Source organism: Nitrobacter hamburgensis X14, from assembly GCF_000013885.1.
Lineage (GTDB): Bacteria > Pseudomonadota > Alphaproteobacteria > Rhizobiales > Xanthobacteraceae > Nitrobacter > Nitrobacter hamburgensis.
The window spans coordinates 970,837-985,551 of sequence record NC_007964.1 but is presented as its reverse complement, the minus strand read 5'-3'; the positions used below and the strand labels follow the sequence as shown (position 1 = coordinate 985,551).

The 14,715-nt window shown below is 57.6% G+C and carries 13 protein-coding genes and 1 pseudogene; 3 read left to right on the top strand and 11 right to left on the bottom strand.

Going from position 1 to position 14,715, the window contains the following annotated elements; translation table 11 throughout:
• Positions 1–167: 167 nt before the first annotated feature.
• From NHAM_RS04595 to pflB, 3 genes are read right to left on the bottom strand one after another with little or no spacing between them, the layout of a single operon-like run.
• Positions 168–1,769, bottom strand: coding sequence for an aspartate:alanine exchanger family transporter (locus tag NHAM_RS04595; protein ID WP_011509453.1), 1,602 nt, complete (start codon positions 1,767–1,769; stop codon positions 168–170).
• Between the two features lie 32 nt (positions 1,770–1,801).
• Complete coding sequence (pflA, locus tag NHAM_RS04590) at positions 1,802–2,629, bottom strand: pyruvate formate-lyase-activating protein (protein WP_011509452.1); 828 nt, start codon at positions 2,627–2,629, stop codon at positions 1,802–1,804.
• A 13-nt stretch (positions 2,630–2,642) separates the two neighbouring features.
• A complete protein-coding gene (gene pflB / locus NHAM_RS04585) occupies positions 2,643–4,913 on the bottom strand; it encodes a formate C-acetyltransferase (protein WP_011509451.1) in 2,271 nt (756 codons plus the stop codon).
• Positions 4,914–5,430: 517 nt separating this feature from the next.
• Here pflB and napE point away from each other — a divergent pair.
• Together napE and NHAM_RS29205 are read left to right on the top strand one after the other, a co-directional pair.
• Complete coding sequence (gene napE, locus NHAM_RS24530) at positions 5,431–5,628, top strand: periplasmic nitrate reductase, NapE protein (protein ID WP_081434947.1); 198 nt, start codon at positions 5,431–5,433, stop codon at positions 5,626–5,628.
• 75 nt (positions 5,629–5,703) lie between these two features.
• Positions 5,704–5,916 (top strand): 4Fe-4S binding protein, encoded by a 213-nt coding sequence (locus NHAM_RS29205; RefSeq protein WP_081435053.1) that lies wholly within the window; start codon positions 5,704–5,706, stop codon positions 5,914–5,916.
• A 173-nt stretch (positions 5,917–6,089) separates the two neighbouring features.
• Here NHAM_RS29205 and NHAM_RS04580 read toward each other — a convergent pair whose 3' ends face one another.
• The 8 genes and pseudogenes from NHAM_RS04580 to NHAM_RS04545 all read right to left on the bottom strand — a co-directional run bounded on the left by NHAM_RS04580 (position 6,090) and on the right by NHAM_RS04545 (position 14,059).
• Complete coding sequence (locus NHAM_RS04580; protein WP_011509449.1) at positions 6,090–7,016, bottom strand: DUF2950 domain-containing protein; 927 nt, start codon at positions 7,014–7,016, stop codon at positions 6,090–6,092.
• Entirely contained in the window at positions 7,013–8,638 is a 1,626-nt protein-coding gene (locus NHAM_RS04575; RefSeq protein ID WP_011509448.1) for a DUF3300 domain-containing protein, read from the bottom strand. The genes NHAM_RS04580 and NHAM_RS04575 overlap by 4 nt, the downstream gene beginning before the upstream one ends.
• A gap of 121 nt (positions 8,639–8,759) precedes the next feature.
• The gene (locus NHAM_RS04570) at positions 8,760–10,649 is read right to left on the bottom strand and encodes a sensor histidine kinase (RefSeq protein ID WP_245270000.1); all 1,890 of its coding nucleotides are present in this window, start codon (positions 10,647–10,649) and stop codon (positions 8,760–8,762) included.
• 110 nt (positions 10,650–10,759) lie between these two features.
• Positions 10,760–11,050 (bottom strand): hypothetical protein, encoded by a 291-nt coding sequence (locus tag NHAM_RS04565; RefSeq protein ID WP_011509446.1) that lies wholly within the window; start codon positions 11,048–11,050, stop codon positions 10,760–10,762.
• Positions 11,047–11,796 carry a DUF2092 domain-containing protein gene (locus NHAM_RS04560; protein WP_245269999.1) on the bottom strand — a complete coding sequence of 250 codons (750 nt, stop codon included), beginning with the start codon at positions 11,794–11,796 and terminating at the stop codon, positions 11,047–11,049. Before NHAM_RS04560 ends, NHAM_RS04565 begins: the two co-directional genes overlap by 4 nt.
• A 135-nt stretch (positions 11,797–11,931) precedes the next feature.
• Positions 11,932–12,345, bottom strand: a complete 414-nt coding sequence (locus NHAM_RS04555) for a hypothetical protein (protein WP_245269998.1) — start codon at positions 12,343–12,345, stop codon at positions 11,932–11,934.
• A gap of 25 nt (positions 12,346–12,370) precedes the next feature.
• A pseudogene (locus NHAM_RS04550) lies at positions 12,371–13,602 on the bottom strand (HlyD family secretion protein).
• Entirely contained in the window at positions 13,595–14,059 is a 465-nt protein-coding gene (locus NHAM_RS04545; RefSeq protein WP_011509443.1) for a hypothetical protein, read from the bottom strand. Before NHAM_RS04545 ends, NHAM_RS04550 begins: the two are co-directional and overlap by 8 nt.
• Before the next feature lie 159 nt (positions 14,060–14,218).
• Here NHAM_RS04545 and NHAM_RS04540 point away from each other — a divergent pair, with 159 nt between their 5' ends.
• Positions 14,219–14,674, top strand: a complete 456-nt coding sequence (locus NHAM_RS04540) for a hypothetical protein (RefSeq protein WP_011509442.1) — start codon at positions 14,219–14,221, stop codon at positions 14,672–14,674.
• Positions 14,675–14,715: the final 41 nt, after the last annotated feature.

The following is a 14,715-nucleotide window of genomic DNA, read 5'->3' as shown; positions in this document are numbered from 1 at the left end:
AGGTGGTTGCGTCGGGGATGCCTGATCAGCCATGCTGTGTCTCCTGTGCCCGGTTCATCGACGAACGTAACCGTCTGGCACCGCTCTGGTTCGGTAAGCGACTTTCGCCGGCACCGCCGATCCGCGAATTCCTGATCATGAATTGCAAGGCCGGCCCTGATCAGTCGCTAGCCGGCACTGCTCCCAGCCATAAGGAGACCCACGATCTGCGCCGCGATCACCTTCACCAGTGTCATGGAAGGAAAGATCATAGCGTAACCGATGTCGGGCCGTTCGGTCGGCGCCATCTTGGTCGAATAGACGAGAATCGCCGGGTTTCCTGTGGCGCCGGATGCCACGCCAACGAGATCGTCATACGGGATTTTCAGAACGTAGTGGCCGACCACCAAGACGATGAATACCGTCGTCAGCAGAACCGCAACCCCGATAAAGAACATAGTGAGCCCGGATTCCGCGACGGTTCGAACAAAGGGCTGCCCTGCGTTGACGCCGACGGTGGCAAGGAACATCGCAAGTCCAAAGTTTCGCAAGACAATGTTCGCTGGTAACGGCATGGTCCAGAGCATCGGACCCGTACGGCGCAATTTGCCGAGGATGAGAGCGACGATTAGCGGTCCCCCTCCAACACCAAGCGTCACCACGCCGATCCCAGGAATCGGAATCGGAACTAGCCCAAGCAAGACGCCCATCACCATTCCGATTCCGAGTGAAACGTAGCTGAATTCGGCCGCGGCCTTGACGGTATCGCCGAAGTGACGCCGAATCTCATCCTTGCGGTCCGGGGGCGTCAGCACTCCGATCCGATCGCCGAATTCGAGCATCAGGTCCGGCGCCGGCACGAGGTCGGCATCATAGCGACGCACATGCAATAGGCGCGTCGGAAAGCCGGATGGCATAGGAAGACTGGCAAGGGGCACTCCGACCACGCTGGCTTTCCCGACAAAGACTCTGATGTAATCAAGATCCGCGCGGTCGCTGGCCAAGCGGCCCGACTCCAGTTTCCCGAGCGCGGCGGCCGCTTTGGCAATCGCTTCAGTCTGCTCCGCGACCACGAGAATGGCGTCACCGGCGGACAAGACAATATCGGCTGCCGGAACGAAGTTGTGCCCGCCCTTTCGAACCATCGTGACCTGTACTTCGCTGAGCGCCCCAGCCATCAGCTCGTCGAGTCTCTTTCCGGCATGGCTTTTGCCGATCGAAATTTCGCCCATCTGGAACCGCTGCGCTTTAACCGGAAACTTCGGCTTTACCATCCGGGTCATGAAGTAGATGCACAGGATCGGGCCGATGACCCCAAAGGGGTAAGCAATCGAATAGCCGATCGACGGATCCTTGTTCTTCATAACGTCGAGCGCAGCCTGGAGCGTGGCAGTGCTTGTCACTGATCCCGCATAAATACCGAGCGTATGTCCGATCTTGATACCGAAAATGTGTCCGAGCCCAAGCGCAACCAACAAGCTGGACAGGCATGCGACAAGCGCCAGCAGATTGTACTTCTGCCCAACGCCGACCATGCCTTCGAAGAACTGCCTGCCGTAAAGGATTCCGATCCCATACAGGAACATGATCAATCCCGTCAGCCCGATGGGTCCCGTGATCTGGGCTTTGGGCGCGAGCGCACCGATGGCAAGACCGACGAAAAGAACCGCGCCGACACCGAGAGAAAATCCACCGATACTGATCTGACCGACCAGGTAGCCCAATCCGATCGCCAGAAATGCCGTCAGTATCGGCTGGCTTCCGATGATCTCACGGGCAAGGTCCAACATTTTCGTTTCCTCCCGAGCCCCTGTTGTCGGTCTTAACGCACCTGGCACCCTGCTGCGTGGAACTGTCCAATCACCCGGTTTACCAAGTCATTGCTGGCAGGCGGCGTGTTGAGCAGCTTGTAGTCGATCCCCATCGCCTTCCACTTGAAAGAACCCATCTGATGGAACGGTTGCACCTCCACCCACTCGACATTCTTCATCGGCGCGACGAATCGAGCGATGCCGTCGACGTTGGCGGGATCGTCGGTCTCGCCGGGAACGAGCGTGAAGCGCACCCACACCGGCTTGGACAGCGAAGCGAGCCGTTCGGCAAAGCGCAGCGTCGGTGCGAGGTCGTGACCTGTCACTCGCCGGTATGTGTCGGGATCCGAGCTTTTGATGTCGAGCAGCACGAGGTCGATGTTCGACAGATAATTTTCGTCGGCACGATCTCCCAGAAATCCCGAGGTCTGAATGGCCGTGTGCAGACCCAATGCCTTTGCTCCGGCGAATATCCGCCGGGTGAATGCAAGTTGAACCATCGGCTCGCCGCCGGAAATTGTAAGACCCCCACCAAGCGGAAGAAGCGCGGGGACGAAATCACTCAGGCGACGAAGCACATGATCGGCCGAAACGTACGTCCCATCCTTCAGATGCCACGTATCCGGATTGTGGCAGTACGTGCAACGCAACAGGCAGCCGGAGACGAAGAGCACGACGCGCAGACCCGGCCCATCATATCGGGACGAAGTTTCGTAGGAGTGGCAATACCCGAATGTGCCCTCTTCATCCTTGAGCTGGCCTTCGTCTGGCGCGTCGGGTGAAATTCCCGCCCGGAGGTCATAGCGACTTCCGGGTTCAAGTATCTGCACCGTCGACATGGTGCACCTCGGTTCAGATCTGGCCGTGGAAAGTGCGGCTGATCACATCTCTCTGCTGTTCCGGCGTAAGGCGGACGAAGTTGACGGCGTAGCCAGAGACTCGAATGGTGAGCTGAGGGTACTTATCCGGATTCTTCATCGCATCCTCGAGCGTATCTCTATCAATCACGTTCAGATTCATATGGAATCCGCCTCGATCGAAGTAGACGTCGAACGCCTTGACGGCTTCATCGATCAGCTGGCCTTCCGACAGATGCGTCTTCTGTGGAGCGACGGAAACCGTGTAGCTAATGCCGTCCTGCGCGTCTTTATAGGGAAGCTTTGCAACCGACAGGCATGAGGCGAGCCAGCCGTGGCTGTCTCGACCGTGCATCGGGTTCGCGCCCGGCCCGAACGGCTCGCCCTTGCGGCGGCCATCGGGAGTATTTCCCGTAGCCTTGCCGTAAACTACGTTCGAAGTAATGGTGAGCACGCTCTGTGTGTGCGTCGCATTGCGGTAGGTTGGGTGCTTTCGTATCTTTCCCATGAAGCTGGTGACGATGTCCGACGCTATTTGATCAACGCGGTCGTCGTTGTTGCCGAATTGCGGCGTCGCCTTATTCCCCTCATTCTGATAATCAACCACCAATCCTGCCGCATCGCGGGCCACGCGGATCTTGCCGTACTTGATCGCGCTGAGGCTATCGGCCACCACCGACAGGCCGGCGATGCCGAATGCCATGGTCCTGAGAATATCGCGATCATGGAGCGCCATCTCCAGGCGTTCGTAGAAATACTTGTCGTGCATATAGTGGATGCAGTTCATCGCGTGGACATATGTGCGTGCCAGCCACTCCATAATGGTATCGAACTTGGCCATCACATCGTCGTAGTCGAGGAAGTCGCCCGCGACCGGCAGCGTCCGGGGAGCTACCTGCTCGCCTGAGACTTCGTCGCGACCGCCATTGATCGCATACAGCAGCGCCTTCGCCAGGTTTACGCGGGCACCGAAAAACTGCATCTGCTTGCCCAGGCGCATCGCCGAAACGCAACAGGCAATGCCATAATCGTCACCCCAGAACTGACGCATGAGATCGTCATTCTCGTACTGAAGAGATGATGTATCGCGGCTGACCTTGGCGCAGTAGCGCTTGAATGTTGCGGGCATATGGTTGGACCACAGAACTGTAATGTTCGGTTCGGGTGCCGGGCCAAGATTTGTAAGCGTATGCAGCATGCGATAACTGCTCTTGGTCACCAGCGTGCGTCCGTCCAGATCCATACCGCCGACGCACTCGGTCGCCCAATAAGGGTCTCCACTAAACAGCGCATCGTAGTCGGGCGTGCGCAGAAAACGGACTATGCGAAGCTTCTGCACCAGCTGATCCCAAAGTTCCTGAGCTTTGCCTTCGTCCAAAACGCCCTGCTTCAGATCCCGCTCGATGTAGATGTCGAGGAAGCTCGATATACGGCCGATGGACATTGCTGCCCCATTGGCCTCCTTGATTGCCCCCAGATAGGCAAAGTAGGTCCATTGAAATGCTTCCTGGGCATTGCGAGCAGGCTTCGATATGTCGTGGCCGTAAAGCTTGGCCATCGAGGAGAGGTCTTCGAGCGCGCGCATCTGGTCGGACAGTTCTTCGCGTAACCGAATGATGTCATCACTCGGCCACATGTCATCGATCTGTTCCCGCTCGGCTCGCTTGGCCGCGAGAAGGCGGTCGATCCCGTAAAGAGCTACCCGCCGGTAGTCCCCAATAATACGGCCACGACCGTAAGCATCCGGCAGGCCGGTGATAATCCCGGACCTTCGGCAATTCATGATTTCAGGTGTATAGGCGTCGAAGACGCCGTCGTTGTGTGATTTTCGGTATTTCGTGAAAGCCTCGTGAACAGCCGGGTCGGGCTCGTAGCCCGCCGCCTTGAGGCCCGTTTCGACCATCCGCAAGCCGCCGAAGGGGAAAATCGCCCGCTTGAAAGGCTGGTCGGTCTGAAGACCCACGATGATTTCGTTGTCGCGATCGATGTAGCCGGCCTTGTGTGCAAGCAATGTCGAGGGAGTTTGAGCATCGACTGCAAGCACCCCCTTTTTCCGTTCCTCGGCGAAGTACGGCTGCAATTTCGCCCAGACGGCCTTGGTGCGCTGCGATGGTCCAGTGAGAAAAGCTTCGTCGCCTGTGTAAGGCGCAACGTTTCGTACGATGAAATCGCGAACGTTGATGGAACTGAGCCAATCTCCAGGCTGAAAATCGTTCCAGCAATCACCGGCCTTAGCTTCCTTCCTCAGGGCTGCGCTTGCCTTCATGGTGCATCTCCCACCGGCCTAGACTGACAAGTTAGACGCCCTCGATATTGAGGGTGACAATGCGGCGTGTGCCCTGACCATCGGAGCGCTAGCATCTCCAGCTTTGATTTAGGTCAAACAAATGAACGATCAGTCGAGCTCGACATTCCCGGCTTCAAGATAGTCGATGCATTGGACAGCATGGCCGCGGCTGCAAAGGCAGTCGATTTCAACACCGACAAGCTGTTGCTTAGCGTCGCAGCGGCCGGCGAATTAATCATGTGTTCGTGATGGACGTGCCTTCTTCGCCCATGCCGCACAGAACATTGCCGACCATCTGGGTCTCATCGAAACGGTGAGCCAGAAGCCCGACCAAGCGCGCTAGGATCTTCTGGATTGCCGTGATTAAGGGTTGCCCGCGTTTGTTTGATCCAGATCAAGCAGCGACGCTTCGGGCTCGCTATGTAGCAGACTCGCACGGCGAGTATCCCTCGTACGGCTGGCTCAAAAGTTGCTCGATTTTGAGGATCTAGGGCGCATGGTCGACACGTTAGATAACAATGACGCGCAGCCGAACAACGCACGTGAGACCGGCCGGCGTGAGGAACTGATCGTATTTGCCGTTATCGCCGCCTTTGTCTGGCCGGTAATAGCCGTAGGCGTCGTTGGTGGATATGGATTTCTTGTCTGGATGTCCCAATTGATCCTAGGGCCACCCGGCCCCCCGGGGACATGAGGTCGTCATGATAACCCAGGACCTTCGCGCCGGGCATTCCTTCGCGGCCAACTCCTCTCCAGGCCAGTCGCCGTCATCGGCGACGCCTGCCTCGCCGAAGCCGGCATCGTATGCCGTTCCTGCGAAGATGCATGTCCAGAACTTGCCATTCGCTTCCGTCCCAGAACTGACCTCCCTCCCCAAGCTATTGTCAATGAAGCCGTCTGCACGGGATGCGGCGAATGCGCCAGTGTGTGCCCGGGTGATGCCATCATCCTAGGCAGCGCGCATCGGAGAAGCGCCTCATGACGGAGCAAGCAACCATCCACATTTCAAGCGGGGTGGTGTCCGTGCTGCCGGAACGCCGGGAAGAGGTTTTGCGCACGCTCGCCACCCTGCCACTGGCAGAGGTCGATGATCCGCTAACGGGCAAGGCCGTGAATCGCCGGCGTTGGTCCGTGACGTCATCGTTTCTACTGCATTCAAGGTTTCGTTGCATCGATCTTCTTCCAAGTCCGGTCCGGATCGAACAGAATGATGCGTTTAGCGAGAGATTCCGTCCTTTCACCGAGGTCCTTTTGATAGACAGTGCCGGCGTGATTGACCATGAAGGTCATGACGCCAGAGTTGCCGTATTCGGCAGGATAGGCAATCAGCGCGAAACCACCGATCATCTTGCGCTTGACGACGTAGTTGAAAGCACCTCCGAGGGCATCGGCCCCCTGCCCTCTTAATATTCGAAAGAAATATCCGTGATACGGGACGCCGTGCCCATCGACCTTATAACCCTCCGATGATGCTTGCGCCGCCAACTCGCCAAGCGGGCTGGGGTCGCGATCGTCGCGCCAGAATAGTCCGTCCTTCTTGCCCGGATTGCTGACAATGCGTTGCGCGTAAACGCCAACACCTTCGCCTGTACGATCCTTCCCGGCATATTCGTTCTGGGCATCTACGAAAGCGAGACAGGCCTGGATCGCATCCAGCTCATTGCGTCCAATGCGGCGAGAAAGAATCTCAACACGCCCGGCGGCCGTGTCGAATTCCCAACCGCTCTTGCGATTGACAAGTGGAATTGGAAACGGAAATTCATCGGCGCCCAGAATGAGCGTGGCCTTCTTGTTTCCCTCAGCCTTGATGGAGTGCTTGGCATCGTAAGCGGAAAGAAAACGCTCTTGTATCTCTTTGTCAGCAACGCTATCGCCGGATTCGACCACGTCTTCAGCACCTCTGCCGAGGACTTTCAGAATGGCGCTCGTGCCAGTCTTGACCGCCGTGGCCAGTCCCGTCGCCGCGTCTTCCGGCGAAGAGAAAGCCTGCTGAGCTTGGCTCACACCGATCGACAGCGCGACCGCTACGATTGCCGTTGCACCCGTCGAAGCGGCGCGGGAGATCCACATTGACTTGATCATGGCGATACCTCCAGCGGCGCAGGAATTTTTGCACCCGTAGCCAACCAGTCGCTGTAAGTTCGGAGCTTCAATCCAAGCTTCTCGTAGTAAACTCTGAGGTAACCATCACTACCGCGGGTCACGGCTTGCGGCACCAGGCTCTGCACTTCCTGTGCGATCACGCCGACATATGACTCGCTGCTACCGAGATAGCTGAAGCGGTAGTAGCCGAGGCCGTTGGCGAGATAACCCAGCAGTACGATGTCGTGTTTCAACTTGACGTCGGACCGCCGTCCGCCGCCACGGAAGCCGCCGCCACCACCGCGGAAACCGCCACCTCCGCCACGGAGGGCAGCGCCACCGCGCTGGAAACCACCGCCACCGCGTCGAGCGAAGCTGGCAGCACCTCCTCGCCCGCTCAGACTCGCATAACCGCGAGCCGAGGCCGCGGCAGCCGCCCTGCCCGACGATATGTTCATGGCACCGCCACGACCACCGCCACCGCGCGCCGCGCCGCCAGCACGATTAGCAGCCCTGTTACCTGCCTTGGCACGGCCGCCACCACCCTTGGCACGATCCGCTGTGCCCGGCCGATTGCCACCGCCCGGCCGGTCACGTGAGGCCGCACGGTCGCCTGCACGATCCCCCACTGCGCGATCTCCACCGCCAGGTCGATCCTGCCCCGGGCGAAGCACCTGCTGTCCATCGCGGCCACGAAAATCCATGCGGTTCGAGGCACCGGCCTTCAGATTGTTGTTACCGAAGCGCTGCTGAACATTCGCATTGTTGTATCGCACGCCTTGGCGATGCGCCGGATTGTGCTGCCAGTTGTTTCCGGCGCTGTTAATCCTGTTGTGGTGGTTGACGTACAGATTGCGGTTGCCCCAGTTGAATCCGCCACCCCAATAGTTGCCCCAGCGCCCGATCGCCCAAGCCGTGCCGAACGCGAGCCCCGTTGCGATCACTCCCGCGCCGATATAGGACGGATACCCGAAGTAGTAGGGTGGATATTCTGCATAGGGCCAAGTCCCGTAAACCGCTGCCGGATCGTAGTACGGCACGTACATCGTATCGGGGCTGGTCGACTCGATGACGATCGCCTGCTTGTTTTCCTGTGTCTGAACACTGACTTTCTGCTGCTTGGTGGTAACAAGCTTCTTGCTGTCATAGGCTTTGGAACGCAGGCGCTGGATTGCATCCATGACATCTGCCTGCTGCGCGAGAACGGCATCACCGAGACCCTTGGTCCAGTTGATCTTATCGCTCATCATAGAAATGACGTCTGGAGTGCTCGAAAGCGCCTTGACGCTGTTGTCCCACGATTGCTTTTCAACCTCCTTCTTCAACGCATCGCCTTTCAGGGTTTTGCGTTCCTTGAGCCAGCGATCGGCCTGCACGACTTCCAGCGGATAGGTCGACGCCGCCAGTACGTTTGCCAGCAGTTCATCGGGATAGAGCGCAATCGGGGAAGCCAGCGCTTCGAGTTGCTCGGGCTTCAACAGCTCTGCACCAGGCAACGATTTGGTCGCTAGTTGCGGCGTGCTGCTGGGACCCGGCGGATTATCGGCCGTTTGGGCGGAGACGGCGACAGGATTCGCCATTAGCAATGCGAGCGTGATCAGGGTCTTGCCGCAGCGGAACATCACACCTCTCCTTAGGTTCATCGCTGCAAAAATGGATCCAAGCCGAGTTCGTTCTTTGATAAAGATCAACGAACCAACGGCATCGCTTTGCTGCGGCGCGAGGGCAGCGTGGCCGCATGTATCAGGCCGAAGCAGATCGATCGCGGGCAATCGGAAGCCTGATCGTGAAAAGCGCGCCGCCGGATGCCTGATTTGCTGCAGAAATCTGTCCGTGGTGCGCTTCGACGATGGAGCGGACGATCGCAAGCCCCATGCCCATGCCCTGCGGTTTTCTCGTGAAAAACGGATCGAAAACGTACTTGAGATCGGTGATCGCGATACCCGGGCCAGTGTCGCTAATCCTGATTTCCGCGCTGGCGCCCGAACGGTTCGTGGTAACGCTGACTTCCCGCTCCCTTGCCTCCGCTTCGGATATCGCGTCCATCGCGTTGATAATCAAATTCAGAAAGACTTGTTGCAGATGAACAACATCTCCCATGACGTTCAGGTCGGCCGAGCACGTGCTGTACTTCAATGCGATATCGCGACCGCGACTTACGGTTGCGATAAACCCGATCACTTGTCGCACCGTTTCGTTCAAGTCGATATATGTCATTTCAAATGGTGTTTTCTTCAGCACGCTGCGTAGCCGACGTATCACTTCGCTGGCGCGCTGATCGTCACGCCTGATGTCAGCGAGAATTTCCTTCATTTCATCGAGATTCGGTGAAGAGCTCTTCAACATGATCTCGGCTGTTTCGGTGTTGGTAAGAATTGAGCCCAGCGGCTGGTTCAGCTCATGCGCGATAGAAGTCGTCAGTTCGCCGACCGCCGAATTACGGTTGATATGCGCAAGCTCGGTCAGGCGTTGGCGCGATTCGGCTTCGGCAAGACGACGGCGACGACGCTCATGCAGCAGTCCGCCGATCAACGCTCCCTGGACCAGGATTACAGCCGCAATCAACAACAACTGCCAACGATATACTCCCCAGATGCGGGGCTCGCGAAACAGGACTTCGCTTCCCGGAGGCAGGTTACTCTCGCTGATGCCCCAGCGCTGCATTTCCCGCCAATCGAACTTGGGATTGGCATATTTGATCGCGGCGGGCCTTATATCGCGAGGTTTTTGTCCGCTAAGGATACGAACCGCCACGGCAGCCGTAAGCCTGCTAATTTCGAGAACGGAATACATCGGCCCGCCAACGATCTCATTGCCAAAAAAGCCATCGTCGTAAGAAAACATCGGAGCATTGGACACTCCGTGGAGTTGCCGAAGCGCGGTATTGCCCTCGTAAGAAATCCCCGTTGCGTCGACGTTCATCAGATGCCAGAAGATGGCCGTGTTGGGCGGCAGCGTTTCGCTTTTCTTCAAAAAATCCTGGAACGAAATATCATCGGGCCAGATGAACTCAACCTTCTTCTCGAGAGATGCCGCGTCCTTGCGGAGCTCGCCGAGCCAGAATTTCTCGTTGGGCGACGTTCCGTTCACGACGACAATGCGCTCCGTGCCGGGAAGAACACGAAGGATCGTCTCGAAAGAAAGACGAAAATCGTGAGAAACAGCAATAATGGTGTCGTTATCCGGCAAATTCGAGAGCTGGATACGACGCTGCTCGACAGCCGTCAGTATCAGGGGAATTTGAGTGAACAAACGTTGGCGGTTATGCTGAACAAAATTCGAGGCAGGGGCGCCGATGGCAATGACGATATCCGGAGGGTGCTCGGAATAAAGCGCATTCAGGTAGGCAATAAACGGCGACTCAGGATTTTCATCGCCGGAACGTGCGGAAACTAACGAGTGGTCCTGAATATCGATCCGCCACGGCGACAACCGTTCCAGATTCTCCCGAATGGCTTTGGCATATAGTCCCCATGGTCTGAAATCCCGTCCAAAGGAATGCAGGATCAACACTCGCTTGATCTCGCGACTTTGAGCACCGCGTGCAAACTCGGACGGGATGCTCGCCCAGACCAGCAGGCAGACGCATAGACGAGTAACGAGACCCATCCAGGATGGGTTAGTCGCTACCATCGGGACGCGTCCGTTCATCCTCGTACCCCGGCTGTCCGAACGGCTGCATTGTAGCACTTTTCAGTGCAGGCGAACTACAGCCAATGGTCTCAGCCGAGGCAGAAAAGCCGTCAACAGCGCGTAGTGACCCGACCGTAGGCATCCACGACCTGGACGCATGAGGATCCATAATATGCGCCCGCGGCGCCGACAGCACCCACGGCAGCGCCAGCGGCAACGGCCCGGCGCGTCGTCCTGCGGGCGACCCCGGCATAGCTCATCGGTGTGAGCGGCCGACCGATCCTGGCCTCGGCTTCGGAGAACGCTCCATTGCTGACGACGTTGCCGTCGTTGCAGCACAGTCCTGCAGTGAAGGCTGCAAGGACAGCCGCCGACATAATGATTTTTCGTGACGCGATCATTTTTTTGCTCCTGACGGTGCACCAGGGGGAAGCTCGTCGAATTCTGCCATGGCGCCGGAATCCAGATCGACCTTGGTCACGCCGGCGGGTGGCTTGAACACGAAGGTATCCGCATCCGTATTTTCATCCGTCGTCCAGTTCTTGATCCTGAGTGTATATTGCGGCGCGCCGGCCACCGTCTTGCTGGTGATCACGTATTTTCGAGGTATCGGCCGCGCGCCGCTCTCGATCCAGATCTGCCAGTCGCTATCGATCCCACGGAACGCCAGGTGCTCGCATTCAACGCCATCGACCACCCCCTGCCCGATATGGCTGCCCAGGATGACGTTAGACATCAACTCGTCATAGGCATGGGAGAGGAGCAAATCCGTGCCCGGCATTGCCGCGCCGGATTTTGCCTGAATCAGATCAACCAATTGATCGATCGTGCCGGCGAGATCAGCCTGCGCATAAGCCTTCGCATTGTTACCGTAAATCGAAACCGTCTTGCCGTCGTAAACCATCTGAACGTCGGCATAGCCGCCGGTCCGACTGATCTTCAACTTGTCCGGCCGCGTGAGCTGTAGTTTTCCAGAGCTCGTAAACTGGATTTTTTCCAGCTCGGGTGTGATGACCTCGATATCGCTGTCGAAAGTCGCTGAAATCGATTTCTGCGCGGCGGTGTAGTCGGTCATCGCCTTGAGAAACTTTGCTGCATCGTCCGCCCGCGCCGTATCCCCGGTGAATGCGATGACGACCGCGCCCAAGGCTGCACTCAGAATCAATGTGCTCGTTCTTTGTCTGACACTCATGGCGTTTCTCCATTAGCCAACGCCATTCGGTCGCATGCACGCGAATTTCTATTGATCTAAGTCAAACTCCATCGGTCAAATTGCAATTCGCTAAATACGGCACCGGTGATACTCGACATTCATTTCTTCTATGCCCGGAAAGTCCCGGATGATGGTGTCGGCATCGATCACCTTCAGGAAGAACTGGATTTTTGAAAGCATGACGCCTGAGGCGCAAGCGACCACCAGGTTGACAGTCTGACCGCTTTCGTTCTTCGACTTGATCACGCAGTTCCCGGACTTCCCTCTTAGGCGATTGGCTTCAGCGATGAATCCGCCGCCGTAAGCACCCGAAAAATTCGTAAAACCGACCTGGTTTGCACGGCCCTTGCGAGCGAATACCTTGCTGCATAGTTCCGTGCTCGTGGCCCACGCACCGGAAAGCTCGAACGCATTTACCGCCTGCGGCGACAGCAGGACGGAGCTTGCTGCAATAGCCGTAGCAAGGACGAGCTTTCGGAGCATACTCATAGCCTCCTCCTTGAAGCTGTCAGTGACCGCTCAGCACCAGTGTCTTAATCGGCAGGAGCAGCGCCTGGATCCGAAGCAGTAGTGCATGCACCAATCCAACGCCGTCGATCACATGCAGGACGATTTTCCGGGCCGTGCTGGTCTCCTTTGCAACAATCTCGTCGTGATTGCTGGTGTAGGCATTGACGATGCAGCTGCTGCCAGCCGTCACCCCTGTGAGACCGCCCTTATAGAGGGGTTCCAGGTGGACAAGGATTGTGCCGGGTCTTGCAACGCTCTGCGCTTCTACCAATTGCTCTCCGCCGCGAAACTGACCAGCGGCGATATAGTCCTGAACCGTGGTCACGACCATCGGGATGATCACCCAAGGCTTGGAGATGCAGGTCGCCTCCGCCACCATCCCTTCCTTCATGACTTGAGCCTCAATCTGGCCGAACCCGGCCTGCAGCACCCGCTGGCCAGCGCCCTCCGGGATGAGAATCCCTGCGGGCCGCATTAGTGGATTGACGACATCGCCTACGCGCAGCGCGAACTGCTCGACCCGTCCCGTAACGCCAGCGCGGACGAAGGTTTTGTCCAGATCTACCTGTGCCTGCGCCAACGACGCTTCGGCGCTCGCCTTTTCCGCCGGCAAGAGCGTCGAGACCCGGGCGACCACGGACTGCTTGCCGGCCACTGCGACGTCGATTCCAGCTTGACGCTGATCCACAACCACCTGCAGTTTTTCAATGTCGCGTTGCGGGACGATCCCGGGATTGCGACGCTGCAGCTCGCTCTTCACATTCAATTCGTCCTCGGCCTGCTGATGGGCGCTCCTTGCTTCCTGGATCTGGGCCTCTGCCTTCGTAACGTCGGCCTCCGCTGTCACGGTTGCGGCACGACTTCAGCAATCTTCCGCTTGGCCGTTTCAAGTGCCGCCTCCTGTTTTGAACTATCGAGCCTGAAGATCACGTCTCCCTTGGAGACCGGCGCACTGAAGTTGGCATTGACCTCCGCCACCCGTCCCGACACCTCGGGAAGAATCGGGACCGTCCTGAAGAACAGCGTGGCGGAGTTGGTCGAGGGATGAAAATAGAAAATCATCGTTATCAGCGAGATCGTAAGCAGTAGACATCCGGTGATGCCCCATCTGAGCTCGTACCAAACCGAATAAAACGTGATCTCTTTTCCAAACCGCTTGTTCTGGAGATAGCGGCGATAGAGATAATCGGGAAGGATAGTCACAAGGGAGCAAATGATTAGCTCAAACATGGCTGCCCATCGCCTCCTCTGCGCCACTGTCACTCTTCTTCTCAGGAGAATCGGCTGCACGTGGGGCCGAGGCCGACTTGGCTTCTCGCTTCTCTTCAGCACCTACATCCAACTTGGTGTCTGCTATCTTTTCGACCGAGCCCGCGATGCTGCGCAACGGTGTACCGAAATCGGGGATATCGATCATGGCAAGCAGCAGTCCCGCAACCCAGAACAGGTGGATGTGCGTAAAGAGTGCCAGCAGGCCCAAGATGGCTACGATCTCGAATTGCAATTTCTCCGACTTGTGAGCCATCCGCTCCGGCAAGCTGTGCAACCGTAAATATAGCGTTCCGACCCAGATCAGGGCGGCAACCAGAAAGATGCCCATCGCCACCAAAAGGACATCAGTTCCGTCCCCGGGGGCAAGATAAAAGGGCAGATGGTGCGGGGCTATCGGATGTATCTGCTCGTTCAACTCTGTCCCCCCCTGAACCGACCCTTGGCCGCTAGAGACCTTGTGTGCACGGTACGTGCCGCCGATGCGAATTGCTTGATTTGGATCAAGGCAACGACATCGACCCGGCCTAGCCTCATGGCAACGCTGAAGTAAAACAATCGTCAGGAGTCCCTCGTCATGCCAGGCAGCATCGATGATCTTATTCCCAGTGCGAAAAATATCCGGAAAGAAGCGGCCCTCAAGGAGGCCGAAAAGGCGGATCAATATGCCCGCCTGGCGGCAGCCGCCGAAGCCGAGAAACATGCGCTGATCGAGCGGCTCAGTCGTCCGTCAGGCAAATCCGAGGAGGAGAAAATCCAACTCGCCTCGACCATCATCCAGCGAGCGGTGCGAAACGGACTAACCGAGGTACAGGTGTATCGGTTTCCCAACTCGCTGTGCACAGATGGTGGCCGCGCCATCAATCAGATGGAATCCGGTTGGGAGAACACACTGACGGGGATACCGAAGGAAATCTTCCAGCTCTGGGGCGACTACCTGAAACCGCGGGGCTATCGCATTAGCTACCAGATCATTGATTACCCCGGGGGTATTCCGGGCGATATCGCCATCACTATTTCTTGGGGAGACTGAGGACAATCGCGATGGAGTTCGATCTGAAGCAGCGGAAGGTG